The sequence below is a fragment of the Streptomyces atratus genome (assembly GCF_040655115.1).
Lineage (GTDB): Bacteria > Actinomycetota > Actinomycetes > Streptomycetales > Streptomycetaceae > Streptomyces > Streptomyces atratus_D.
On sequence record NZ_JBFAJH010000066.1, the window covers coordinates 1 to 25327 of the forward strand.

Consider the following 25327-nt stretch of genomic DNA (forward strand, 5'->3'; position numbering starts at 1 on the left):
CCGCACCCGGCTCCGCAAGCACCCCGAGTTCGGGTACCTCACCCCACTCGAAACCCGAGCCAGACTGCAGCACGACTTCACCCCCGCAGCGTAAGCAACCGCTGTCCAAGATCAGGGGGGAACTTCAGCCCCGCAAAGCCGAGCGCCTTGCCCCATGCCGTATGGCCACGGCCGCGGTGCACCCAGGATCCCGCGTAGAGTCCGATGGCCGCGGCGATCGACGTCGCGTGTACCAGGCCGGTACGCATCTGGTCCTCGTGCTGCTCAGCCCAGTCCACCCAGCCGGCCAACGCGGCCGGCGCCGCCCCCAGGAGGCCCACACCCACCAAGATGCGGGCACTGCGCCGGGTGCCGGGCACGACGTCCAGCACTGCGGCGGAAATCCACGCGCCCATCGGTACCTGCACCAGCGCGGGATGCAGGGGGTGGCCGATCGGCAGACCGTGCAGCACATCGCGGTAGCTCCCCAGAGGCACGCCGCGCACCATCCGCCGCACGGGGCTGATCACCACATCAAGCTTCTTCAGGCGGCCCAGCGCGTCGAGGGACCTCAGAAAGAGGTCCTCGGTGCGGACGGCCGCCACTTTCACCGTGCCGATGCTTGGAGCGACAACCGCGAATTTCGTATACCCCGCTGAAAGCCGCATGATGAGCGGTTTGCCATGTGCGGCCGAGTCCCAATCAGGCGTCGGCTCCGTTCCACTCCGGTGGCTGCAAGAGTCTCGGGCGGGATGTCATGCAGAAGACAACCCGCCCGCCCGCACTGGGTACATCCGCAGGAACCGCAGGTAGAAGCTGTGTATCTGTCTCGACTGGGTCCCGCAGCCCGGACATGCCGGTCCAGCTGCCGTCCTACGAGCTCGTAACACGATCACGGTTGGTGTGTCTTGACACGTCTCCAGCAGACGAGGGAGACGTATGCGTCGTGGAGTTCGGCGCGGCGTTCCCACCGGGTGGCGAGGCGTCTGAAGTGGTGGAGCAGGGCGAAGGCCTGCTCCACGACGTAGCGGAGATTGCCCAGCGGTCGCCGTGCTCGATGGTGTTGCCGTACGCGTAGCCGACCGGATGGCTGTCCGCATTCACGGCTCGGGTCGTGTTCGCCGGCCGAGTATCGACACCGACGGCGGCCGCGCGGGCTCCAACGCGCCCGGCGTACCGCAGGAGACGGCGGATCTTTACGCCGTAACGGCCCTTTCTCTGGTCAGCCCGTTGATCCGAACGAAACCGCCTCGTAGGCGCTGACGGAGTTGCCCCCAGACCGAGGTGGGCGGATGAGGCGGCGTGGCCCGCGCATCGAGCTATGAGGCCAGGTCAACCGGAGGCCGGGGCGCCGTCGGCCGCGTCGGTGGAGCGCAGCAGGCGCAGGAACGCCTTTACGCCCGCGATGATTTCCTGGTTGTCGGTGAGGCGGTTCACTGTGGACTCGAACTCCCTGCCCAGCGCGGCGATCCTGCGGTTCGCCTCCTCGGTCCGCTCGTACGTGCTCATGGCCAGCGCGTCCACGGTGCGGCGCAGTTCGGCGAGGGCTCGGTACTGTTCCTCCGCCTTCTCCTTCAGGACCCGCGTCCCGGCCTCGGCGCGGCTCAGCCGGGCGTGCAGTTCAACGACGTCGTCCCGCGGATACGTGACGTCCTTGAGGAGGGTGCTCAGGCGCCGCCGGAGCTGGCCGAAGTAGGCGCCGGCCGGACGGAAGAAGGTGCTCAGCAGGAAGAACGCGGCGAACCAATAACCCGTGAACTCGCCCGTCGCCCAGGTGACCGCGAAGACAACCGCCGCCGTCAGGACGTGGCCCGCGACCGCCGCTCGGAGCATCGTGCGGGCGATGCGCGCGGCCTCGGCATCCCGGGTCGGGGAGACCTCCATGCCCTTCTCACGGCTTACCGCGATCTCGGCGAGCACCGCATGCGCGCGGAAGTACAGATTCCAGGGCAGCGTGAGCAGGAGAAGCAGCCACAGAAGGCTCAGCACGCCCGCCCCGACGGCGAATACCACCGCGGGCGGTGCACCCGCCACGTATGCGCAGACCAGTGCTGCGGCCGCAGCCACGACGGCTACCACCGCCCCCAGAAACCTGCCCATGCCCCGCCTCCCGTCTGTACGTCGACACAGCCAATCGTCCCGGGCCCGGTACGGGTCGGCATGAGTAGGCGTACTCAGTGGAGCGTGCGGCGCGGCCGGTGTTCGGCCACGAACTCGTGTGTCCCGCCTGCCGAATCGGTACGGAAAAGCATGCTTCGCCCGCGCCGATGACGCTTGGGAAGCTGGGCCAGGGCGAGGCGGTTGGCGCTGATGTGGTCGGCTGCGGTGTTGGAACCGGCGTTCCGGGGCCGCAGCAGGGCGGCCACCAGCTCCCCGGTGCCGCCGTTTCCGTGGTCGACAAAGCCCATCAGCGGGTGGTGGCCATAGGTCTTCTTCCAGGTCGCGGCGAACGCCGGTGTCTTCACCGCCCTTCTGGAGTGCCTGATCGCCGAAGCCGCCCGTCAGGGCAAGACCGACTTGTCCCTGGTCAGCGCGGGCTCCACGACCGCCCGCGCTCACCACGACGCCGCCGGGATGCTCGTCGGCATGGACGTCATGGAGGCTCTCCAGGAAGCCGCCGAGCAGGAACAGGCTCGGCAAAAGGGGGCGGCGAGGCGGAACAGAACGGGCAGGACGGCGGAAACGAGCCCGAGCGGGAAGAACGCCGGCGCGTCCGCCGCCGACGCAGGCTCCGCCTGAAGGAGGCCCTGCTCGGTAGGTCTCGCGGCGGGCTGACCAGCAAGATTCACCTCGGCGCCGACCGGAAGCGCCGGCCTCTGTCGTCAGTCCTGGCCGAAGGGCAGGCCTCGGACAACCCGGCCGGTACGCCTACCGCGTGGCGAGTTCGCGTACCGTCGCCATGTCGCTGAACGGCAGCAGTTCCTCGTTGATGATCTGGTAGGGCTCGCTGCCTTTGCCCGCGATCAGGATGACGTCGCCGTGCCCTGCGGCGGACAGGGCGAAGGAGATGGCGCGGCGGCGGTCGGCGAACCGCTCGAAAGTGGTGCCGCTCGCGAGCAGGCCCGGGACGACCTGATCCATGATCGCCCGGGGGTCTTCGTTGCGGGGATTGTCCGAAGTGAGAACGCACAGATCGGAGTAGGTGCCGGCGATCTCCCCCATCCGGGCGCGCTTGGTGACGTCCCGGTCCCCGCCGCAGCCGAAGACCGTGACGACCCGGCCAGAGGCGAAGCCGCGGATGGTGGTCAGCACCTTCTCCAGCGAGTCCGGGGAGTGCGCATAGTCCACGATGACGGACGTGCCGTCCGGGGTCTCGTAGCGTTCGAACCTTCCCGGGATCGGGGGCATATGCTCGAGTGCGGCGACCAGTCCGGCCAGATTGTGCCCGATGAGGTGGCAGGCAGCGACAGTGGCCAGTGCATTGGAGACGGAGAACCGTCCAGGCACGGGGATCGCCGCCGGATACTTGTGGCCGGCGTGGTGCAGGGTGAAGCGGGTGCCGACGGCGTCCATGGTGAGGTCGGTCGCCCGGTAGTCCGCCTCCGCGTCGATGCCGTACGTGACGACCGCGCCGGGCATCATCGCCCCGATGCAGGCTCCGACCGGGTCGTCGGCGTTGACCACCGCACGTCGGCACAGCCCCTGGAACAGACGCAGTTTGGCGTCCCGGTAGTTCTCCATGGTGCCGTGGTCGTCCAGGTGATCCTGCGTCAGGTTGGTGAACACCCCTACATCGATGAACGAGTGGTCGAGGCGGTGGGTCAGCAGGCCCATCGACGTGGCTTCGAGCGCCACGGTGCCGACACCGCGGTCGCGCATGCACCCGAGCAGATACTGGAAGTCCGGCGACTCCGGTGTGGTCAGTACCGACCTCGGCATCGGGATCAGTTCGTCGCCGATCCGGCTGCCGCCCGTCCCGATGACCCCCACCCTGGCGTGCTCGGCGATTCTCAGCACCGACTCCACCATGGAGGAAACCGACGTCTTCCCGTTGGTGCCCGTGACGGCCACCATCTTCATCTGTCGGCCTGGCTCCCCGTGGTAGCGGGAGGCGACGACTGCGGCCGCCTTGCGTGTGTCCGCGACGGCTACGACGCATACACCAGCTGCCGACGCCCAGGTCGCGACCGGAAGTTGCGCCGTCGCGGAGCAGATGAGTATCGCCACCGCGCCGCGTGCGAGAGCCGGTCCGACGGACTCGGGGCCGCCCTCGCGATGACCAGGTACCGCGATGAACAGGGATCCCGGAGCGGCGCGGTGGGCGTCGAAGCAGGTGCCTCCGGTGATCCTCGTCTCCGGATCGCCCTCGATGACTTCATGATCGTGCCCGGCGAGCAGCTCGCTCAACTTCACAAGGGTCCTCTCGAAGATGCACCGGCTGCCGGTCGTCCGGCGGTCGGCGCGCAGGCGGCGCCAGGGCGCCAAAGGATGACAAAGCAGGAAATTGTGGCGAGGATCGTCGCCGTGCGGTTACAGGGGTGGGGAGGGGCGGCCGCGCAGAAAAGGGTCCGCCTGCAGGGGCGGAATGATCTGGGAAATGCCGAGAATTGCCCGGAATCGCTAGCCGTGGCCGTGCAACGCGCGACAGTAGATCGCCGGCGCGTTCACCGGGTCGACGGCCGCCGAGCACGCAGCGGACGGGCACAGGGCATGAGCGGCCTGGAACAGGCACTCCCTCACTGCGCATGTGCGACCCATGTGTGGAGTGTACGCCCAGCCACGGGGGCCATCGCCCACCGCTCGCTCGCACATCTGCGTTACTGCTGCCGCGCTGTCTCCGGCACCCGCGCCGCGAGGAACGCCGTGCGGTGGCGCAGCCGGAAGCCCAGCGACTCGTACAGCCGGATGGCGTTGGTGTTGCGCGCGGAAGTGTGGGGCTTGAGGTGGACCAGTTCCCAACGGCAGCCGTGGTTCTCAATCAGCGCCTTGTCATCATCGCGGGCGCACGACTCCAGAAGCTGTAGTCCACCACCACATCGCGCCCGGCCAACATCAGCCTGACCAGTTCCTGCCGCTGCTCGCGGCGGACCTCTTCCTTGAGCTGGTCGAACGCCTCCGGCTCCAGCACCGGGGCCGGCATCGCGCTGCCCGAGTCGTTGCCAGACCACCTCGTCAATCGAGAGCCGAACGTAACCGCGTCGCACCAGCTCCATCGCGTAGGTGGTCTTGCCCGCTCCCGGATGGGATGGCCCGTACGGCGCGTGACGGCCGCCCGGGCCACCCCCCTGCACCACGAACGGCAAGTACCCCGACCGCCTCCCGGGCACGCGGACGCGTGGCACTCCGGGAGGCCGTCGGGGCCGGTCACGCGGTGTGTTCGACGACTCCACCGACCACGACGGTCTCCGCCACGGTGCCGGGGATGTCCTCTGGTGCGGCGCGCAGGATGTCACGGGAGAGGACCACGAAGTCGGCTGCCTTGCCGACGGTCAGCGAACCCCGTTCGTGCTCAAGGAAGTTGGCGTACGCCGAGCCCATCGTGTAGCCGTGGACCGCGGTCTCCACACTGATCGTCTCCTGCGGCATCCAGGGCTCGCCACCGCCCAGCGGGCGCCGGGTGACCGCGGTGTGGATGCCGATCATCGGATCCATCTCCGCCACGTTCCAGTCGCTGGAGAGCGCGAGCACGGCCCCGGCCGTGTGCAGGCTGCGCATCGGCCATGCCTTGTGCCAGCGGTCGGCACCGATGTTCTCCGCCCAGTCCTTGCCGGGGCCGGCGACCTCCGGGGCGCTGTGGCGGGGCTGCATGCACGCGACCACGCCCAGGGCGGCGAAGCGCGGGGTGTCGTCGGGGTCCAGGCACTCGACGTGGACGACCTGGTGGCGGGCGTCCCGCTCCCCGTTGACCGTGCGGGCCCGCTCGACGGCGTCCAGCACGGTGCGGATGCCCCGGTCGCCGGTCGCGTGGACGAAGCACTGGAAGCCGCGGGCGTCCAGCTTCGTCAGCAGCTCGGCGAACTCCTCGGGCGGGTAGAAGGTGTCGCCCCGGCGGTGGCGGCAGCCCGCATAGGGTTCCAGCAGGGCCGCGGTCCGCGGCTCCACCACGTCGTCGATGTAGAGCTTGAGCGGTCCGACCCGGATCCGGTCGTCGTCGTAGCGGTGAGCGGCAGTGGCGAAGTCGTCGAGGTCGGCGTCCGTGGTGCCGCACGGGTGGAAGAGGGCGGCGACGATCCGGGACTTGAGCCGGCCCTCGGCGCGTGCGCGGTCGAAGAGCGGGAGGTCGTCGAGCGAGTTCTGGGGTTCGACCACCGTGGTGATGCCGAAGCGGATGGCGTCGTCCAGGGACTTGGCGAGCCGCCCGTACTGCCGGTCGGGTGAGGCCCACGGAAGTCCCAGCTGCTGGAGGGCGCGGTGGCCGTCGCGGGACAGGCCCTTGACCGCGAAGTCCTTGATGAAGCCGGTGGGTTCACCCGTGGCCGGGTCGGTCACGGCTTCGCCGAACGGCAGGTGGGTGTGGTCGCGGTCGATGCCGAGGCGGCGCAGGCCCGCGGTGTTGACCCAGGCGGTGTGCACGTCGTAGCTGAGTACGAAGGCCGGTACGTCGCCCGTGACCGGGTCGAGGTCGGCGGCGGTGGGCATCCGGCCGGCCGGGATGGCCGAGTAGTCGAAGGCTTCGGCCTCGATCCACCCGGCGCCGGGGTTGGCGGTGTGCCAGGCACGGATGCGGGCGTGGACCTCGTCGAGGGTTCCGGCGCCGGAGAGCTGGACGCAGGCGTCGTCCGAGCCGAGCCGGACATGGTTGTGGGCGTCGACGAACCCGGGGAGCACGAGCTTGCCTTCGGCATCGATCACTCGGGTGCCGGGCCCCGTCCACCCGTTCGCGTCCTCGTCGGAACCGAGCCAGGCGATAAGGCCGTCGACCACCGCCATGGCCTGTGCCTCGGGGCGATTCGGGTCGACGGTATGGATGCGGGCGTTGCGCAGGACGAGGTGGGCGGGACGGGCGGGGCTGGCCATGTGGGGTGACTCCTTGTGATGCGGTGGTGCGGTCGGTCGGTGATTCGGGCGGGGCGTGGCCGCCGGTCAGGAAGGTTCGGTGTGCGGTGCGACGGTCCGCCGGGCGAGCGCCCAGTAGACGAGCCCCGAGACGACGGAGCCGAGAAGGGTCAGGTCGGCGCCGCCCAGCGGCGCCACCAGCGGGCCGGTCCACAGCTCTGAGTCGCAGGTCAGCGCGGCGAAGACCATGCCGACGAGCAGCGCGGTCATGCCGGCGGGGTGGTAGCCGGACCGGTACCAGTAGGCACCGTCCGGTCCGGCGTGCAGTGCCGGTGCGTCGTAGCGGCAGCGGCGCATGATCATGTCCGCGAGGAACACACCGCCCCAGGGTGCGAACACGATGATCAGCAGGGAGAGGAAGGACAGCAGTGAGCTGGTGAAGTCGGTGAGGAAGAGCGCGCTCAGGGAACCCGCCGCGGTGACGGCCGCGCTGATGATGATGGCCTTGGAGCGGCTCCAGGGGACGCCCAGCACCTGGAGGTTCAGGCTCGAAGAGTAGAGCGTGACGATCGAGTTGGTGACCGATCCGCCGAGCACGAGGGCGAGGAAGAGCGGCTGGAACCATCCCGGCAGCAGCTTCTCCGTGCCCGCCACCGCGTCGGTCATGTCTGTCTGCGTGGCGGCGGCCACCCCGGCCACGCCCAGGGCGACCGAGGAGACGAAGCCGCCGAGGGCTCCGTACCAGGTGAGCGAGCGCATCGAGGTCGTCTTCGGCAGGTAGCGCGTGTAGTCGGCGGGCATCGGGACGTACGAGAGCGGCCCGGCCAGCATCACGACGAAGGCGAGACTCCACCCGGAGGCGCCGGGTTGGACCGCCGCCCCGCCCGTGTCGGCGCCCGGCAGCAGGAACACGAGGAGGGCGGCGAACCCGACGGCGAGGACATACGCGATCCAGCGCTCGGCGAGCTGGACAGTGGCATGGCCCCAGAGGGCGACGAGGAACGTCAGCGCAAGGGTGATCAGCAGGGCGAGGGCCCGTCCGGTGTGGCCGGAGGCCCATCCCAGATCGGCGAAGAACGCTTCGAGGGCGAGCGTGCCGACGACCGTGTTGAGGATCGTGTAGCCGATGCTGACCACCCAGTTGAGCGTTCCGGCGGGCCAGTTGCCGCGGACGCCGAAGGGGGCCCGGGAGATGACCAGGGTGGCGGTGCCGGTGCGTACGCCGCTCAGTCCGGCGGCGCTGATGGCGAAGAACGACAGTCCGCCGATGACGACGACGCCGGTCGCCTGCCAGAAGGAGAGCCCGAAGGCGACGGCCAGGGCGCCGTTGATGACGTAGGTGAAGGTGAGGTTGGATCCGAACCAGAGCCAGAACAGATCCCTCGCGCCGCCATGGCGCTCCTCGTCGGGAATCGGGTCGATGCCGTGTGTCTCGACCTGGAAGACCTGGTCGGTGGCCATGGTCCCGCCGGGCGCCCTCGCGGTCGTCTGCTGCTGCGTCATGGGGCCTGCCTCTCATCCGTGCGTGCTCCAGGAGCCCCGGAACAGTACTTTGAACGCCGTTCCAAAAGTTAGAACGGCATTCAAGATGTGTCTGCGGGGGGTCGTCAAGACCTTCGCCGAAATCCGCGGGCCGAGGCGGGCTAAGGTCGTCACCGGGGTCCACGGAACAGGAGGGGTGGAGTGGCGGCGACGACGCGACGGCGGGACGGGCATCTGGCCCGGGAACGCATGCTGGAGGAGGCGATGACGGCCATTGCCGAGGACGGCCTGGCCGGACTCACCATGTCGGCACTCGCCAAGCGCCTCGGCACCAGCGGCGGCCACATCCTCTACTACTTCGGCAGCAAGGACCGGCTGCTCCTGGAGGTGCTGGGCTGGAGCGAGAGCGCGCTCGCCGAGGAGCGCCGGGCGCTGCTGGCGGGCCGGGCCGGCGCCGAACGCAAGCTCGGCCAGTTCGTCGAGCTGTACCTCCCCCGTGGACCGCGCGATCCGCGCTGGACCCTGTGGATCGAACTGTGGGCGCGCACGGCGTCGAACGAGCCGCTGCGACAGGCCCAGGCCGAGATCGACCGCGGCTGGCAGGAGGACCTCGAATCGCTCCTCGCCAAGGGCGTGCGGCAGGGCCGCTTCGCCGAAGACCTCGACACGGCGGCCCGCGCTTCCGAACTCCTGGCCCTGCTCGACGGGTTGAGCACGCGTGTGGTCCTCGGTCAGCGCGGAGCGGACCGGGCGAGCGCGCTGCGCATGGCGCTTTCGGCGACCGAGCGGCTGGTGGAGCGGGGTTAGCGGCTCCCGTTCGGATCATGCCGGGCACCCCGACCGCCGGCGGCCGCTCGGCCCCCGAGTCTGGGATACGGTTGGTTCGCAACACGGCGTGGAGGGGACCATATTGACGCGGGTTGCGATTGTCGGTGGCCGGATCGGCGGCCTGGCCGCAGCGTTGTTCGTGGGGTGTCGGGGTCATCAGGTAACCCTGTTCGAACGGGACGGCCGACGGCCGGGACCGGATCTCGACCGGGACTTCTTCGACTGGCACCGCCCCGGTGTGTCGCAGGCGGTCCCGCCGCACGGACTCCTGGCCCCGGTACGGACCGTACTTCGCGCGGAGGTTCCGGACGTGTACCGCGCAGGACCGCAACAAGGGAAGGGCCCTTGCGGGTTTGCGACTTGTCGGTAGTCCGCCACACCGGGCGGAGATTCACCGAGGCGGGGGATTGGCATGCTTCCGGGCGAGCCGGGGCCATCTCGACGCCGCTGAGGCGACATGACGAGCTGCTGCCGGGCCGCACGCTCGCCGACGCCGTTGATGTGGTGAAGGCGCCGATGGTGGTGGTCCCGCCCGACGAGAGCGGATCGATGCTGTGTCAGCAGGACTGCAGAGCCGCCGACTTTGTCCGATGTGCGGGAAACCCTGCCCGACATCAGCGTGTGTCGGTCGTGACACAACAAAGTTTGTACTCACTGATGACAAACTTATAGACGCAGCAGGTAAAGGACTCCTATGGTGTGCGACGCCTGGTCGAATCCAGGCATCTCACGCACACCGCACGTCATTTCGCGTCGGCGCGACGCCGACCGCACCACCTCGTCGTCCCGTACCACCGCCATGGGCGCCCCTCCACGGGGTGGCCCCCCGGGGAGGATGCATGAGTCCACGGTCCCGCTCCAGATCCCGCAGACGGCTGACCGGTCTGGTCGCCGTCTCGTTCCTGTTCGGTTGCTTCACGTCGGCACCGGCCGGCGCTGCGGATGCCGCCGACGACCTGCCGCCGCAGGAACCGGGCGTCACGCTGCGCGTCTTCGACATCGGACTGCCGATGAACGAGATCTGCGTGCTCAAGCCCGGACAGACCCCGAACGTCGACAAGTTGATGCCCACCGTCGACTTGTCCACGACCGAGCATTTCGGTGTCGCTGACAACTTCGTCTCGCAAGTGATCGGCAACATCGAGGTTCCCGAAGACGGGACCTACACCTTCCGGCTGACCAGCGACGACGGCTCACGCCTGACCATCGACGACCGGACGGTCATCGACCACGACGGCCTCCACGCAGCCGAGCCCAAGGACGGCACGGTCGCGCTGACGGCAGGTCACTACCCCCTGCGCATCGACCACTTCGACCGCACGGGCGGCCAGCAGATCACACTGGCCTGGAAACCACCGGGCGCCGCTGACTTCTCTCTCGTACCGAACTCGGCACTGAGCACCGACGCCGATGTCGTACGCGTGACGGCCCCCGGCCGCAAGCAGTGCGAGAGCGGCACCGACACCCCCGGCGACGGACTGCCGCTGAACGCCGTACACCCCGACTACACTCTGACGGACCTGCGACCCGACGGCTTCGAACCGCAAGTCACCGGCATGGACTGGCTCCCGGACGGCCGCCTGGCCGTGACCACGTGGGGCGGCACGGACAAGACCGACGGCGCGGTGTACCTCCTCGACAACGTCACCGGGCGGACCGGCCCCGACAAGGTGACGGTGAAGAAGGTCGCGAGCGGTCTCAAGGAGCCGATGGGCATCAAGGCGCTCGACGGGGCCCTGTACGTGTCGCAGAAGCACGAACTCACCGAGCTGCGCGACACCGACGGCGACGACGTCACCGACAAGCGGCGCACGGTGGCGACCTGGCCGTACGGCGGCAACTTCCACGAGTTCGCCTTCGGCATGCTGTACCGCGACGGGTTCTTCTACCTCAACCTCTCCGTCGCGATCAACTACGGTGGCGCGACGACGAATCCGCAGCCCGCGCCGAACCGCGGCACCACGATCAAGGTGAACCGGAAGACCGGCAAGGTGACCTACCTGGCCGGCGGCCTGCGCACCCCGAACGGCATCGGCTGGGGCCCCGGCGGTGACATCTTCGTCGCCGACAACCAGGGCGGCTGGCTCCCGGCCTCCAAGCTGGTGCGCATCAAGCCCGACCGCTTCTTCAACCACTACACCAACCCGACCGGCCCGTTCGACGACCAGCCGGTGACCGAACCGGTGCTGTGGCTGCCGCAGAACGAGATCGCCAACTCCCCCAGCACCCCGATCCTTCTGAAGAAGGGCCCCTACGCAGGCCAGATGCTGTTCGGCGACGTGACCTACGGCGGGCTGCAGCGTGCCTTCCTGGAGAAGGTCAAGGGCAAGGACCAGGGCGCCGTCTTCCGCCACACGCAGGGCCTCGAGGCGGGCGTCAACCGCATCAGCGAGGGCCCGGACGGGGCGATCTACGCGGGCGGTCTGGGCGCGGGAGGCAACTGGGGCCAGGAGGGCAAGCTGACCCACGGTCTGCAGAAACTCACCCCCAACGGCGGCAAGGCGTTCGACATCCTGGCCATGCGGGCCAAGCGGGGCGGATTCGAGCTGGAGTACACCCAGCCGCTGTCCCAGGAAACGGCGGACAGGCTCGCCCAGAGCTATCAGGTCAAGCAGTGGCGCTACGTCCCGACACCGTCGTACGGCGGCCCCAAGGTAGACGAGGAGACCCTCGCCGTGAGCTCCGCCCGGCTCTCCGCGGACCGGAAGAAGGTCACCCTGGAGATCACCGGTCTCAAGCCCGACCGTGTCGTGCACGTGCGCTCGCCGCGTCCGTTCAGCTCCGCCGATGGCGAGACGCTGTGGAGCACCGAGGCCTGGTACACACTCAACGCCATGCCCGGCAAGCAGCCCGCGACGACGGCATACGAGGCGGAGGAAGCCAAGCTCTCCGGCGGCGCGGGCGTTGCCACCGACCACGCGGGCTACTCCGGCAGCGGCTTCGTCGCCGGCTACGGCACCCAAGGCGCGTCCACCTCATTCACCGTCGACGTGGACGAAGCGGGCCCGTACGACGTGGCCCTGAGGTACGCGAACGGCCCAAACCCCTTCACCGGCACCAAGACGGTGAGCGTGTACGTGGGTGACGAGAAAGTGAAGCAGTCGAGCCTGCTCAGTACGGGCGGCTGGGCGAACTGGTCCACCCGTACCGAGACGCTGGAGCTGCGCGAGGGATCCAACACGATCACCTACCGAGTGGACGAGGGCGACACCGGACACGTCAACCTCGACATGATCAGCGTGCATCCCGAGGGCGAACGCATCGTCCTGTTCGACGGCGCGGACCGCGCGGCCTGGCAGCAGACGGACGGTCGCACCGCGCAGTGGCCGCTGACGGGTGGCGGAATGGAGGTCTGCTGCGGCGACCTGCGCACCAAGCAGTCGTTCGGCGACTTCAAACTCCACACCGAGTTCTGGCTGCCGGAACTGCCGCCGGAGGTGACCGGCCAGAACCGGGCCAACAGCGGCATCTATCTGCAGGACCGCTACGAGATCCAGATCCTGGACTCGTTCGGCGACGCGACGCCCGCCGACGACGAGGCCGCCGCGATCTACAAGCAGAAGGCCGCCGACGCCAACGCCGCCCGCCCACCCGGCACCTGGCAGACGTACGACATCACCTTCCGCGCGGCGCGCTTCGACGACAAGGGCGCGAAGACCGAGGACGCGCGCGTCACGGTGGTGTGGAACAGCGTGACCGTCCACGACGACGTGGCCATCACCGGCCCCACCGGTGCCGGCGCTCCGGAAGGGCCGGCCGCGGGCCCCGTCCGCCTCCAGGACCACGGCAACAAGGTGCGGTACCGCAACATCTGGATCGAGCCGCTGTCGTAACGGCACACGAGTGCGGCGCACGAAGCGGTGGACGACCCGGGCATGCCCGGGCCGGCCACCGCTGTTCGCCGGGTGGGCGCTACTTCTCGAGCACCCCAGATCAACGTGCGGTCCAGCAGCTCCTGCCGACAGGTCTGCACCACCGCTGCGTTCGCCAGGCGCAGGACCAGCACGCGGATCGAGCGCACGGTGCGCCGTCGGCCGCCGGCCGCCGGGCTCGGGCCGAGACCGGGCGGCGTGCCGACGGGCGATCAGGCCGCGGTGCCAGCGCAGGACCGTGTCCGGCCGGACCAGCAGTCGCATCCGGCGTAGTACCTCGCGGGGCACGCCGTGGAGCAGCGACGCCAGGAACGCCCGGTCGCCGGTGTCGAACCGGATCTGCTGCCCGTCCAGATGCCGCTCCAGGACGGCAATCTGATGACGCAGGGCCAGGATCTCGACATCCTTCTCCCGGTTGCTCATCGGCAGCAGTCGCAGCATCGCGAAGGCGTTCGCCATGCCCAGGTGCGCCGGTCTCAACTGCAGGGCCGAGCATCATGCCGCTTCCACCGTCCCCCGAGCGAGAGCGCTGACGCGGGTGACCACGGTCGGCACCGAAACCCACTCCCACCTGCATGGATGAGGTTATCGGCAAGGGCAGGGCGCGCACATCGTGGTCTCTTCGTCGCCGAGGCTCCCGGCCCTCGGGGCCCTTCGCCGACATGGGCATTCATGTACGCCCCATTGACCTTTCCTTGACCCTCGGGTCAGCATCATCCGGAACGCCCCCCACGCCAGTCCCACCCGTAACGTCGTGAGGAGCCCGCCCCATGCGCACCTACCGCAGCACGCGGAACACCCGTCCGCGAGCGCTACGCACAGCCGTTGCCACCGTCGCGGCCTCCGCCGCCCTCGGCACCGCACTGGTCACCTCACCGGCCGCCGCCACCGCCACGGCCGCCGAAAGCGAGCCGGGCAACTGCAAGACCTCCGACGATCCGTCCTGGTCCGGCTGGACCGACCATAATCAACTCGGCGCCACACTGCTGCAGATCGAGGAGACCAGCAAGGGCCGGGTGCAGGTCGAGGTCGCCGGGCGCACCACCCAGGGCCGCGAACTGTGGGCCGCGCGAGTGGGCACCGGCCCCCGCGTCCTGATGGTGACCAGCGCCATTCACGGCAACGAGCGCACGGGCACGGAGGCCCTCATCGGCATCCTCAAGGAGCTCGGCTCGAGTTCTGGTCCGAAGACCGCCGAACTCCTCAGCAAAGTCACCCTGGTTGCCATGCCGATGGTGAACCCAGACGGCGGCGAGCTCAACCGTCGTATCAACGTACGTTCCTGGGACCAGACCGTCGCGCAGTTCCCCCAGCTGGCCGGGGCGCCGCGCGCCTGGTACCACAGCCTGCGCGGCGACGGCATCGACCAGCCCGGCTATGACCTCAACCGGGACTTCAACCCGGATCTGAACTATGTCCCGCAGGCCTCCGACCTCCCCGGCAAGCAGACCGACGCCGGCTTCTTCCTCTCCCCCGAGTCGCGCGCGATCCGTGACACGTATGTGAAGATGCGCAACGAGAAGGGATCTGTCGACGCGTTCATCGATCTGCACCACATGGGTCCCTGCGAGCGCATCACGGGCGGCCCACAGGACGGCAAGCTGATCACGGTCTCGCTGGACTATCCGCCGCTCGGCGTGAACGATGGGGCCAAGTACAAGAAGCAGTGGCCGAAGCTGGACCAGGACAAGTCCCGCCGCTATGCGCTCACGGTGGCCAACGGCATCGCCGACGCATACGGCGAGCAGTCGAGGCTCGCTGCGACCGGCCGCTATCTCCACCCCGACGCGCGCGAATACGCCGGCCAGGGCCGCTCCGCTTTCGCCCTCAACGGCACCGGCACAGTCCTCTTCGAAGTCCGCGGGCAACAGGACGACTTGGGACAGCGGCAGCGCGGCATGTTCGTCCAGTCCGTACGTACCGGAGTGGAGTCCCTGATGACGGGCCTGGCCACAGGCAGCGCCGACCGGGTCAACGGGGACGACTTCTTCAAGCTGCCGGACTACGGGTGGGAGACGACGGCGGACTGACCTCGGCGGAACGGGTCCCGTGCGCAGGCACGTGACCCACGGCAGCGAAGCGGCCCGCGGCAGGTTCCCAACCTGCCGCGGTTACCGCGTCTGTTCGTTGCCTGCCTGTTCCATGGCGGTCCGGCCCAGGCGGGTCTGGCAACCTGCGGCGAACTCGCCGCGTGTCTGCGGCCCGGAGGGCGAACCGCTGGTCGGCGTGGGGGATGGGTGGAGGGGCCGGCCACCCGGGCCGGACACTCGGTGATGTCCTGGCCGGGATGGGCCCGGTCGGCGCGCAGACGCCGGCGGATGCGGAGCGGAACCGGTGCGGGTGTGGGCGGTGTCTGCGCATGGGGCATGGACGCGGGAGAGCCCCCGCGCCGACCGGACCGCGGGCCGACGCCGGTCCACCGACGGGTACGGCCCCGCACGCGCGGCGGTCATCGCCCATTGGGACGCGGCGCGCACTCATTCGAGCGCATCACCCGCGCCGTCATTCCCTCTCACCCTCCCCTGTGGTTTGAGTGATCTTCCGTACGTCGTCATTCGTCCTTCCGATGCTGGTCCGCACGGCCCCTTTCCCCGTGCCACCCCGCACGGTGACGGCGTCCCCAGACACGATCACCAGGAGTTGTAGTGACATCACCACGACGGTGTGCCGGGCTGGCCGCCGCGGCCGCCCTGCTGGGCTCGCTGTTCCTCGGCGCTCCGGCCGCCCAGGCGGCACCGGTCGCAACGGTCGCCGAGGACACGCACCGGCCATACGTCTGCCGAGGCCTGGTACCGGACCCCATTCCGTATCCCTTGCGCTCGGACTACTTCTGCGACGACTGGCGGCTCGGCCCGAAGAAGCTGCCGACCCGTGGGCTGGTGGCGAACACCCTCGACCGCTACCAGCGCCTCGGCCGCCTCACCGCGACCCAGTTCCTGAACCGGTGGTGGGACCCGGCCGCCGACACCGGCCAGGGCGACTGGCGCTACCCGGACGCCGACGGTTACGCGAAGGACCCCCAGGGGCAGCCGATCGCCACCGAACTCGTGCTCCACGCGGGTCAGAAGGTCGACCGCTTCGGCAATGAGGCAGGCCGCTACCTGGCACCCGCCGGCACCAAGTACGGGAAGCGGAGCATCCCGCCGTCCAGCCTCAACACCGCCGATCCGCGCCACCCGTACAACTACTACCTGTACCGGGTGACCAGGGACGTCACGGTGTGCGCGGGACCGATCGCCCCAGCGTTCGAGCAGCCCGGCCTGGGTGTCCAGTATGTGACGTCAAGCTCGTACTGCCCGAACATTCCGCGCACCTCCGTGCTGGACCTGGTGCGCAACGGGACCCTGGTGCGGCTCGCGGCCTCGTAGCGTCCCGGCTGCGACGGCTGCCGCATGCCTCGTACAGATCGTTTCGGATGGGAGACTGGTTCCATGGACCGTCACCAGTTGTGCGAGGCGCTGCGGGCAGCCGGGGTCCCCGATGCCTACTACGAGATCCCCGGCTGCCCGAGCGGTCGCCCTCCGCACGAGTGCTACTACCTGGCTCAGCGCGAGGGCGAGTGGATCGTGGGAGTCCACGAGCGGGGCAGGCGCGAGGTACTGAAGACCTTCGCCGACGAGAGCCGGGCCTGCGCATGGCTCTACGAACGCCTCGCCGACGAGGGCCCGCCGCCTTCCCGGCCCACAGCGACGGAGATGGACGAGCTGTTGCACGACAGTGAGGGCATCGAACGGCGAGCACAGGAGCAGCTCGCACGGGCGCTCGCGGAGAGCCGGCACGGGACCCGTCACGACCCACCGACCGGTGGCCACTGAGCAGTGCCGACCCAAGGGGCGCCCTCTCCACCGGCCCCCGAGGCGCACTGGCGGTACGCGGGGGAGTGGGTGGCGACCGAGCTGCGCCGGCAACGGTCCGCCGACATGGCCGAACTGCAAGCGGTGCGCACCTTCGCTGATGGACCGTGCCAGGACATGGTCGTTCAGTACGCCCCGCCGCTCAGCGGCGGCCGCCGTTCCATTCGGGTCAGCCAAGGGCCGCGCCGCACGCGGCAACAGCGGGATCCGGTCAGTGTGGAAGGTGGAGCCCGCCCGGGAGCCCTTCGCACGTCGACCGGGCGGGCCGTGCCCCGCAGCCCAGACTTCTGCCCGAGGAGTCAGGTGACAGTCCAGCTGTGCAGCTGGCGGGCGATCCGGGCGACACCGAGCGCCCCGGAGGCGGCGTCCCGAACGAGTGCGGGGACTGCTTCGGGCGGGTAGTCGAGCCGGTGTCCGTTGAGGGCGAGGTAGGCCTCGGTGGAGTGCCAGGCGAATGCTTCGTTGGAATGCTCCAGGCAAGGCAACTTCGCCAGGGTCTGGAGGAGGGCTGCTGCTTTGAGGTGCAGGGAGCCGTAGATGGCACGGTCCATGGCTTGGGCGTTGACGCGCGCGACCGCGGCATAGAGGGGGCCGTCGTCGTCGACCTGCGGGTCACCGTCGAGGAGCTCGGCGGCGTGCAGCAGGTAGGTGACGTCGAGCGGGTGGATCGGTTCGAGCTGGGTCACGCGGCGTGGCCCTGCCCCTGCTGCTCGAACTCGCGCGCCTGCTGCTCAGCGGCACGCTGCTCCGCGGTGGCGTCGATGCTGCTGGGCTCGGCGGCGAACGCGGCGCCGCTGCTGAAGGCGCGGATTCCTTCCACCGCCTGCGGTGGCGCAGCTCACCCGTCCGCGCGGGCGGAGCAGGAACATGCGGTATTGGTTGAGCGTTCATCTGCGTGTGGGTACGGAGGGGACAGTGTCCCCGGGTCTCACCTGTAGCCCATGGGGAAGATCGTTCGGCTGAAGCCCCATGGAGCCCCTCGCCGAGAGGCGACCGCCCTTCGTACCCCGATCGACTGCCCCGGCTGGCCTCCCCCGACCAGCCGGGGCTTTCCCATTACCGGCACCTGACGGGCGGTTCCCGTCGCTTCACCGCGGTGGAGGGCGGTTGCGGTTCGCCGTACCCGAGCAATCCCCTCCCCGCCATGACCTCCACGAAGATCATCCCAGCCCGGTCGGCCAACGTGACAATGCCCTCCCCATGCCTTCGCTGCTGTGTGAGTGGGGGACTGGCTCCATGGCGGCCGTACCGGCAAGAGCGAACTCAGGCACGCCAACCGTAGCGGCGCTCGGGTCTGCCGGCGGATCCGTACCGCAGGGACACCTCGGCGCGGCCGGTGTCGTGGAAGTATTCGAGGTAACGGCGGGCGCTGACCCGGGAGATGCCGGTTCGGGCCGCGCACTCGGCGGCGGACAGCGTTCCGTCGGTACCGCACAGTGTGCGTTCGATCAGCTCCGCGGTCTCCACGCTCATGCCCTTCGGCAGCGCGACACTCGACGCCGACAAGCCGGCCCCTGTCAGTACCCGGTCCACGTCGGCCTGGCCCCTGACGACTGTGGTGAGCAGGCTGTTGCGCTGAGCGGCGTACCGTACGAGGCGGGGACGCAGGTCTTCGAAGTCGAACGGCTTCAGCAGGTAGTTGACCACGCCCTGGCGGACGGATCGGCGGACCGCGTCGGCCTCGCGCGAGGCGCTGATCACCATGACGTCACAGTCGTGCCCGGCGGTCCGCAGCCGTGGAATGACGTCCAGGCCGAACATGTCCGGAAGATAGAGGTCGAGCAGGACCAGGTCGGGGCGCAGCTCGCCGACGGCCGTGATCGCCTGCTCGCCGGTGTTCGCCGTGCCGACGACCCGGAAGGGCTCGACGCGGTCGACGAAGGTCTGGTGGACAGTTGCCACCATGAAGTCGTCGTCGACGATCAGTACGTCGATCATCGGGAGGCTCCTTCCGGTACCGCGCCGGCCAGGTTGCCGACGGACATTCTCGCGGTGAACATGGCGCCGTCGGGCGTGTTGGTCACCGCGACCTCGCCGCCGCGGCGCTCGCAGACGAGCCGGGTGAGCGCCAGCCCGATGCCGCGATCCCCCTCCTGGGCAGCCTTGGTGGTGAAGCCGTGCAAGAAGACTTCCTGGGCGAGCTCGGGCGCCACGCCGGGGCCTGAGTCGCGTACCACGATCTCCACGCTGGATGCGTCCTGCCGCAATTCGACCTCCACCCAGGCATCGTGGCCGTCGTCGCCCGCCGCCGCGGCGTCGACGGCGTTGTCGACGAGGTTGCCGATCACCGTCGCCACGTCCACCGAGTCCTCCGGCGCCAGCCGGTCGAGCGCCGTATGCTCCGAGACGCGCAGTACGACCTTCCGTTCGGCCGCGAGCGAGGACTTCGCCATCAACAGGGCTCCGACGGCCATGTCGCGTACCCGTCTGGTCAGGGTCGTGTCCAGCGACTGGCGGTGTCGGCTCAGCGCGCGGACGTACTGCACCACCTCGTCGTGCTTACCGATCTGGATCAGCCCGGAAATCGTGTGCAGCTGATTGGCGAACTCGTGGGCCTGCGCGCGCAGTAGCTCGGCGGAGCTGCGGAACGATCCGATCTCGCGTTCCAATTGCGCCAGTTCGGTACGGTCCCGCAAGGTCGTGACCGAGCCGAGCTGGCGGCCGTCCTTGGTGACGGTCATCCGGTTCATCACCAGAACCCGACTCCGGCGTATGACGACTTCGTCGCGACGCTCGGCCGTGTCACTGGGGGAGCCGGCGAGTACGTCGTGCAGTCGCCCCTCAATCCGGAGGTCGGTCAGGCTCATCCCCACACAGTGCTCGGGCAGATCGAGCAACCGCCTGCCGACCTCGTTCACCAGTGTGAGCCGCAACTGCGGGTCGAGGGCGATCACGCCTTCTGCGATCCCGTACAGCATTGCCTCGCGGTGCTCGGCGAGCCCCGCGATCTCGCGTGGCTCCAACCCGAGGGTCTGGCGTTTGGTACGCCGGGCCAGCAGCCACGATCCGATCAGGCCGAGCCCGCTCGCAATGCCGAGGTAGGCGAGCAGATACGATGACGCGCCATTCAGCCGCTGCCAGACCGTCGGTGACGCCTCACCGATCATCACCGTGCCGAGATGTCGGCCGAGGTTGGGTTGAGCCGCTTTGATCACCGGCACCTGGGCCACCAGCTCGTGCGTACCGTCCAGGACCAGCTTGCCTGACCAGCCGCGGGCCTGGGCGACGCCGGGGCCGAGCGGCAACCTTGTACCGATCGCTGTGGGATTCGTGGAGCTGACAATCCTGCCGCTGCTGTCGGCGACCGTCACGGAGGTGACGCCCGACTGGGTCAGCGTGGTCTGGACGAGCGGGGCGAGCGTCTCACCCGGCGCCGGCCGGCCGAGCTGGCTGGACATCAAGGGGTTGCCGGCCAGCTGCTCGGCCAGCGCGGTGACCCGGCGTCCTTCGACCCGGTTGAAGGTCGCTTCCGACTGGGCAAGCGAGACGGCGGCGACCGCCAGCAGCACCACCACGACGATGGCGAGCTGGAGTACCAACAGCTCCCCCGCGAGGGTATGGCGGCGAAAAGTTACGACCACAATTAACTCAATCTTCAATGCTGACACAACACAGACGTGGGCGTCTGCCGAGTCGCACAATCATGGCGTCCGACTGCCGGAAGTGAAAGAGACAAGCCATGAGAACTCGCAGAGCTGCTGTCGTCAGTGCCCTGGCCGCCATGTCCATGCTCGCGGTAGGCGCCTGTGGCGCCACCGCGGAGAAGGAGGGGACGGGCAAGAGCGACGAGCCCGTCACCGGCCTGCGGATCATGGTCCCCAACACCCCGGGCGGTGGGTATGACACCACGGCGCGGACAGCGGCCAAGGTGATGGAGGACACCAAGATCGCGTCCGGAATTCAGGTGTTCAACCTTCCGGGCGCCGGCGGCACGGTCGGTCTGCAGCGCACCGTGAACGAAAAGGGCAACGGCAAGCTCGCCATGCAGATGGGGCTGGGAGTCGTCGGTGCTGCGTACGCCTCGAAGTCGAAGGCGACGCTCTCCCAGACCACGCCAATCGCCAAGCTGATGGAGGAGGCGGGCGCGATCGTCGTGCCCAAGAACTCCCCGTACAAGACGATCGACGATCTCGTCACCGCCTGGAAGAAGAACCCCAAGAGCATCGCAGTCGGGGGCGGCTCGTCGCTCGGCGGACCGGACCACCTGCTTCCGATGCAGCTCGCCAAGACGGTCGGCATCGACCCGAAGAAGGTCAACTACATCGGCTACGACGGCGGCGGTGAGCTGCTCCCGGCAATCCTCGGCAACAAGATCGCCTTCGGTGCCAGCGGTTTCGGTGAGTTCCTCGACCAGATCGAGGCGGGTCAGGTGCGGGTGCTTGCCGTGACCAGCGAGAAGCCGATCGAAGCCCTCAAGGACGCCCCGACGCTGAAGTCCTCGGGTATCGACATGGTCTTCACCAACTGGCGCGGAATCGTCGCCCCGCCCGGCATCAGCGACGCCGACAAGAAGGTCTGGATCGACTCGCTGACCGCGATGCACGACTCCAAGGAGTGGAAGGCCGAGCTGACCAAGCACGGCTGGACTGACGCGTTCACGACAGGCGACGAGTTCGCCACCTACCTGACGGAACAGGACAAGGCCGTCGCCGACATCCTCACAGAGCTCGGCCTGGCATGAGCCTGGACGTCACTGAGCGCACCGACTCGGGCTCCCGCCCGTCCCCTGGCGGGCACCGCGCACAGTACGGTGTGTGCGCGTTCCTCGCCCTGTTGGGCCTACTGGTGATCGTCGACGCCACCGGGATCGCGCACGCGACGAGCAGCACCGACCCGGTCGGGCCGCGCACGGTGCCGGTGCTCCTCGGCGTACTGCTCCTCGTGATCGCCCTGGTGTACACCGTGGACGTCGCGCGGGGCGGCCGCGCCGAACCGGAGGGCGGCGAGGACGTCGACCTGACGAATCCGATCGACTGGCGCACCGTGCTGTTGTTGATCGGCGCGTTCGTCGTCAACGCGGTGTTGATCGAACCCCTCGGCTGGGTGATCAGCGGGGCCCTCCTGTTCTGGGGAACAGCCTTCGCCCTGGGCAACCGGCACTACCTGCGCAACCTGGCGATCGCGGTGGCGCTGTCGCTGATCACCTTCTACTCCTTCGCGATCGGGCTCGGCGTCAATCTCCCGGCCGGCGTGCTGCAAGGAATCCTGTAATGGACAACCTGAATCATCTGCTCGAGGGGTTCGCGCACGTCGTCACCCCGATGAACCTTCTGCTGGCGTTGATCGGCGTCACGATCGGCACGGCGGTCGGGGTCCTGCCCGGCATCGGCCCGGCCATGACCGTGGCCCTGCTGCTGCCGGTGACGTACGGAATGGAGCCGACCCAGGCATTCATCATGTTCGCCGGCATCTTCTACGGCGGCATGTACGGCGGTTCGACCACCTCGATCCTGCTGAATACGCCCGGCGAATCGTCCTCGGTCGTCACGGCCATCGAGGGCAACAAGATGGCCAAGGCCGGCCGGGCGGCGCAGGCGCTCGCCACCGCGGCGATCGGATCCTTCGTCGCCGGAACGATCGGCACTCTGCTGCTGGTGCTCGTCGCCCCGCTCGTGGTGGACTTCGCGGTCGGCCTCGGCGCACCGGACTACTTCGCGATCATGCTGCTGTCCTTCATCGCGGTCACCGCAGTACTCGGCTCGTCGCGCATCCGAGGGTTCGCCTCGCTGCTCGTCGGCCTGGTGATCGGCATTGTCGGAATCGACTCGGTCTCCGGGCAGCAGCGGCTCACCTTCGGCGTCCCCCAGCTCGCCGACGGCATTGATGTGGTGGTGGTCGCCGTCGGCATCTTCGCCGTAGGCGAAGCCCTCTGGGTGGCGGCGCATCTGCGGCGTAAGCCCGCAGGGGTGATCCCCGTCGGCGTGCCGTGGATGGGCCGGGAGGACTGGAAACGGTCCTGGAAGCCGTGGCTGCGCGGCACCGCCTTCGGCTTTCCCTTCGGGGCCATGCCGGCCGGTGGCGCGGAGATCCCGACGTTCCTGTCGTACGCCACAGAGAAAAAGCTGACCAAGTACCCAGAGCAGTTCGGCAAGGGGGCGATCGAGGGAGTTGCCGGCCCCGAGGCAGCGAACAACGCGTCCGCGGCGGGCACCCTGGTGCCGATGCTCGCCATCGGGCTGCCGACGAACGCGACCGCCGCGGTGATGCTCGCGGCATTCCAGTCGTACGGCATCCAGCCCGGCCCTCTGCTGTTCGAGCGCGAGTCGGGGCTTGTCTGGGCGCTGATTGCCAGCCTGTTCATCGGCAATCTGCTGCTGCTCCTGCTGAATCTGCCGCTTGCGCCGGCCTGGGCCAGGCTGCTGCGGATACCGCGCCCCTATCTGTACGCGGGGATTGTGTTCTTCGCGTCGATGGGTGCCTACGCGGTCAACGCCCAGCCCTTGGACCTGTTCCTCCTCCTGACGCTGGGACTGATCGGTTTCGGGATGCGGAGATTCGGGCTGCCGGTGCTGCCGCTGATTGTCGGCGTCATCCTCGGCCCCCGCGCGGAACTGCAGGGCCGGCGGTCGCTTCAGCTGTCGGGCGGCGAACTGTCCGGTCTGCTGGGCGGACCGGTGTCCTATGTGATCTACGCGGTGATCGTGCTCGTACTGGCCTGGCCGCTGGTCCGCCGGTACATCGTGCGTCCGCTCGTCGAGCAACGGGCCTGAAAGGGGCAGTCATGACGGTACTGGTTGGATATGTGCCCTCGCCGGAAGGGGAGGCGGCCCTGCGCGCGGGAGTCGACGAGGCCCGCACCCGGGGCGAGACCCTGCTGGTGATGAATGCCTCGCGAGGCGATGCGTACGTCGACCGCGGTTTCGCACAGCAGAAAGACCTCGACCGCGTTCGACGGGACCTGACCGAGTTGGGTGTCGACTTCGACATACGCCAGGTGGTCGGCGGGCGCGATGCCGCCGAGGAGATCGTCGAGCTGGCGTGGTCGTCCGAGGTCTCCCTGGTGGTGATCGGGCTGAGGCACCGCAGCGCGGTCGGCAAGCTCCTCCTGGGATCCTCGGCGCAGCGGATCCTCCTGGATTCGCCGTGTCCGGTCCTCGCGGTGAAAGCAGATTCCTGACATTCCGTCGCTTCGGGGTGCGTTCTGGCCAACCATGCACGCGTTCGTCAGCACCCCCTTCTACACGATTGGGTACCAGTGGTCCTGAAAACCTTCGGCTGGTCGTTCGCTGTCACCGCACTCGGTCTGGTCGCAGCGGTGCTCTACGGTGGGTGGACCGCGTTCGGGGTCGTCTTGATCCTGTCCGTCCTCGAGATCTCGCTGTCCTTCGACAACGCGGTGGTCAATGCCGGAATCCTGAAGAAGATGAGTGCCTTCTGGCAGAAGATCTTCCTCACGGTTGGTGTGCTCATCGCTGTGTTCGGTATGCGGCTGGTCTTCCCCGTCGTGATCGTCGCCTTCAGTGCGAAGATGGGGCCCATCGAGGCGGTCGATCTGGCATGGAACGATGCCGAGCGCTACGAGCAGTTGGTCACCGACGCGCACCCGTCGATCGCGGCCTTCGGCGGGATGTTCCTGTTCATGATCTTCCTCGACTTCGTCTTCGAGGAGCGTGACATCAGATGGCTGGCCTGGCTGGAGCGGCCACTGGCCAAACTCGGCAAGATCGACATGCTGTCGGTCTGCATCGCCCTGATCGTGCTGCTCATCAGCTCGATGACCTTCGCGGTCAACGCCCACCAGCACGCCGGGCACGCGGACAAGGCTCAGACCGTGCTGATCTCCGGTATCGCCGGTCTGATCACGTATCTGGTCGTCGGGGGCCTCTCCGGCTTCTTCGAGAACAGGCTCGAGGAGGAAGAGGAGCGAGAGCACGAGGCCGAGGAAATGGCGAAGAAGGCGGGCAAGCCCGTTCCGGCCGTCGTGATGGTCGGCAAGGCCGCGTTCTTCCTGTTCCTCTACCTCGAGGTCCTCGACGCGTCCTTCTCCTTCGACGGCGTCATCGGCGCCTTCGCCATCACCAACGACATCGTGCCGATGGCGCTCGGTCTCGGCATCGGCGCCATGTACGTCCGTTCCCTCACGGTCTACCTCGTCCGCCAAGGCACCCTGGACGACTACGTCTACCTGGAGCACGGCGCGCACTACGCCATCGGCGCGCTCGCCGTCATCCTTCTCGTCACCATCCAGTACCAGATCAACGAGATCATCACCGGCCTGGTCGGCGTGGTGCTGATCGGCTGGTCGTTCTGGTCCTCGGTGCGGCGCAACAAGGCACTCGCCGCAGAGGAGGTGCAGCCACAGGAAGCTCTCACCGAGGTGTGACCCAGCGGGGATTGACGGGCGTCGACCATGGCCTGATCGGCCAGGCCTGGACA

The 25327-nt window shown here is 68.6% G+C and carries 20 protein-coding genes and 4 pseudogenes; 12 read left to right on the forward strand and 12 right to left on the reverse strand.

Translation table 11 applies throughout. The features are described from left to right. Positions 1 to 77: 77 nt before the first annotated feature. The 3 genes and pseudogenes from AB0I23_RS36880 to AB0I23_RS36895 form a co-directional block, all read right to left on the reverse strand. Positions 78 to 647, reverse strand: coding sequence for a DUF2231 domain-containing protein (locus tag AB0I23_RS36880; RefSeq protein WP_359116608.1), 570 nt, complete (start codon positions 645 to 647; stop codon positions 78 to 80). 664 nt (positions 648 to 1311) lie between these two features. Next, positions 1312 to 2079, reverse strand: a complete 768-nt coding sequence (locus AB0I23_RS36890; RefSeq protein WP_359116611.1) for a hypothetical protein — start codon at positions 2077 to 2079, stop codon at positions 1312 to 1314. A 104-nt stretch (positions 2080 to 2183) separates the two neighbouring features. Then, positions 2184 to 2426: pseudogene (locus AB0I23_RS36895) on the reverse strand (transposase); the annotation flags it as partial. On the opposite strand from AB0I23_RS36895, the pseudogene AB0I23_RS41865 reads away from it, so the two are divergent. Then, a pseudogene (locus AB0I23_RS41865) lies at positions 2413 to 2879 on the forward strand (hypothetical protein); the annotation flags it as partial. The pseudogenes AB0I23_RS36895 and AB0I23_RS41865 overlap by 14 nt on opposite strands. On the opposite strand, the gene AB0I23_RS36910 reads toward AB0I23_RS41865, so the two are convergent. The 5 genes and pseudogenes from AB0I23_RS36910 to AB0I23_RS36930 all read right to left on the reverse strand — a co-directional run bounded on the left by AB0I23_RS36910 (position 2848) and on the right by AB0I23_RS36930 (position 8418). Then, on the reverse strand, positions 2848 to 4332 hold the full coding sequence (locus AB0I23_RS36910) for a UDP-N-acetylmuramoyl-L-alanyl-D-glutamate--2,6-diaminopimelate ligase (protein ID WP_359116614.1): 1485 nt from the start codon (positions 4330 to 4332) through the stop codon (positions 2848 to 2850). The pseudogene AB0I23_RS41865 and the gene AB0I23_RS36910 overlap by 32 nt on opposite strands. A 404-nt stretch (positions 4333 to 4736) precedes the next feature. Continuing rightward, positions 4737 to 4853 (reverse strand): annotated as a pseudogene (locus tag AB0I23_RS36915) (GNAT family N-acetyltransferase); the annotation flags it as partial. 44 nt (positions 4854 to 4897) lie between these two features. Beyond that, a complete protein-coding gene (locus AB0I23_RS36920; protein ID WP_359116673.1) occupies positions 4898 to 5047 on the reverse strand; it encodes a hypothetical protein in 150 nt (49 codons plus the stop codon). A gap of 236 nt (positions 5048 to 5283) precedes the next feature. Beyond that, complete coding sequence (locus AB0I23_RS36925; protein WP_359116617.1) at positions 5284 to 6936, reverse strand: amidohydrolase; 1653 nt, start codon at positions 6934 to 6936, stop codon at positions 5284 to 5286. A gap of 66 nt (positions 6937 to 7002) precedes the next feature. After that, positions 7003 to 8418: a purine-cytosine permease family protein gene (locus AB0I23_RS36930; protein ID WP_359116620.1), complete on the reverse strand. Its 1416-nt coding sequence runs from the start codon at positions 8416 to 8418 to the stop codon at positions 7003 to 7005. Between the two features lie 180 nt (positions 8419 to 8598). Here AB0I23_RS36930 and AB0I23_RS36935 point away from each other — a divergent pair, with 180 nt between their 5' ends. The 6 genes and pseudogenes from AB0I23_RS36935 to AB0I23_RS36960 all read left to right on the forward strand — a co-directional run bounded on the left by AB0I23_RS36935 (position 8599) and on the right by AB0I23_RS36960 (position 16912). After that, the gene (locus tag AB0I23_RS36935; RefSeq protein WP_327248360.1) at positions 8599 to 9204 is read left to right on the forward strand and encodes a TetR/AcrR family transcriptional regulator; all 606 of its coding nucleotides are present in this window, start codon (positions 8599 to 8601) and stop codon (positions 9202 to 9204) included. A 103-nt stretch (positions 9205 to 9307) separates the two neighbouring features. After that, positions 9308 to 9541 (forward strand): annotated as a pseudogene (locus AB0I23_RS36940) (FAD-dependent oxidoreductase); the annotation flags it as partial. A 523-nt stretch (positions 9542 to 10064) separates the two neighbouring features. Then, positions 10065 to 13058 carry a family 16 glycoside hydrolase gene (locus AB0I23_RS36945; RefSeq protein ID WP_359116624.1) on the forward strand — a complete coding sequence of 998 codons (2994 nt, stop codon included), beginning with the start codon at positions 10065 to 10067 and terminating at the stop codon, positions 13056 to 13058. A gap of 809 nt (positions 13059 to 13867) precedes the next feature. Then, complete coding sequence (locus AB0I23_RS36950) at positions 13868 to 15127, forward strand: M14 family zinc carboxypeptidase (protein WP_359116627.1); 1260 nt, start codon at positions 13868 to 13870, stop codon at positions 15125 to 15127. A 615-nt stretch (positions 15128 to 15742) separates the two neighbouring features. After that, entirely contained in the window at positions 15743 to 16465 is a 723-nt protein-coding gene (locus tag AB0I23_RS36955; protein ID WP_359116630.1) for a TNT domain-containing protein, read from the forward strand. Between the two features lie 63 nt (positions 16466 to 16528). After that, the gene (locus AB0I23_RS36960; RefSeq protein ID WP_359116633.1) at positions 16529 to 16912 is read left to right on the forward strand and encodes a hypothetical protein; all 384 of its coding nucleotides are present in this window, start codon (positions 16529 to 16531) and stop codon (positions 16910 to 16912) included. A 338-nt stretch (positions 16913 to 17250) separates the two neighbouring features. Here AB0I23_RS36960 and AB0I23_RS36965 read toward each other — a convergent pair whose 3' ends face one another. The 4 genes from AB0I23_RS36965 to AB0I23_RS36980 form a co-directional block, all read right to left on the reverse strand. Next, positions 17251 to 17637 carry a fic family toxin-antitoxin system, toxin component gene (locus AB0I23_RS36965; protein WP_359116635.1) on the reverse strand — a complete coding sequence of 129 codons (387 nt, stop codon included), beginning with the start codon at positions 17635 to 17637 and terminating at the stop codon, positions 17251 to 17253. Further along, on the reverse strand, positions 17634 to 17771 hold the full coding sequence (locus AB0I23_RS36970; protein WP_359116638.1) for a hypothetical protein: 138 nt from the start codon (positions 17769 to 17771) through the stop codon (positions 17634 to 17636). The genes AB0I23_RS36965 and AB0I23_RS36970 overlap by 4 nt, the downstream gene beginning before the upstream one ends. Before the next feature lie 443 nt (positions 17772 to 18214). Beyond that, a complete protein-coding gene (locus AB0I23_RS36975) occupies positions 18215 to 18889 on the reverse strand; it encodes a response regulator (protein ID WP_359116641.1) in 675 nt (224 codons plus the stop codon). Then, a complete protein-coding gene (locus AB0I23_RS36980) occupies positions 18886 to 20532 on the reverse strand; it encodes a sensor histidine kinase (protein ID WP_359116667.1) in 1647 nt (548 codons plus the stop codon). The genes AB0I23_RS36975 and AB0I23_RS36980 overlap by 4 nt, the downstream gene beginning before the upstream one ends. Positions 20533 to 20630: 98 nt before the next feature. On the opposite strand from AB0I23_RS36980, the gene AB0I23_RS36985 reads away from it, so the two are divergent. From AB0I23_RS36985 to AB0I23_RS37005, 5 genes are all read left to right on the forward strand, one after another. Then, a complete protein-coding gene (locus AB0I23_RS36985; RefSeq protein WP_359116644.1) occupies positions 20631 to 21632 on the forward strand; it encodes a Bug family tripartite tricarboxylate transporter substrate binding protein in 1002 nt (333 codons plus the stop codon). Further along, positions 21629 to 22162 carry a tripartite tricarboxylate transporter TctB family protein gene (locus AB0I23_RS36990; protein ID WP_359116646.1) on the forward strand — a complete coding sequence of 178 codons (534 nt, stop codon included), beginning with the start codon at positions 21629 to 21631 and terminating at the stop codon, positions 22160 to 22162. Before AB0I23_RS36985 ends, AB0I23_RS36990 begins: the two co-directional genes overlap by 4 nt. Continuing rightward, positions 22162 to 23661: a tripartite tricarboxylate transporter permease gene (locus tag AB0I23_RS36995; RefSeq protein ID WP_359116648.1), complete on the forward strand. Its 1500-nt coding sequence runs from the start codon at positions 22162 to 22164 to the stop codon at positions 23659 to 23661. The genes AB0I23_RS36990 and AB0I23_RS36995 overlap by 1 nt, the downstream gene beginning before the upstream one ends. A gap of 11 nt (positions 23662 to 23672) precedes the next feature. After that, positions 23673 to 24068 (forward strand): universal stress protein, encoded by a 396-nt coding sequence (locus AB0I23_RS37000; RefSeq protein ID WP_359116651.1) that lies wholly within the window; start codon positions 23673 to 23675, stop codon positions 24066 to 24068. A gap of 78 nt (positions 24069 to 24146) precedes the next feature. Continuing rightward, positions 24147 to 25274, forward strand: coding sequence for a DUF475 domain-containing protein (locus AB0I23_RS37005; RefSeq protein WP_359116654.1), 1128 nt, complete (start codon positions 24147 to 24149; stop codon positions 25272 to 25274). Positions 25275 to 25327 lie beyond the last annotated feature (53 nt).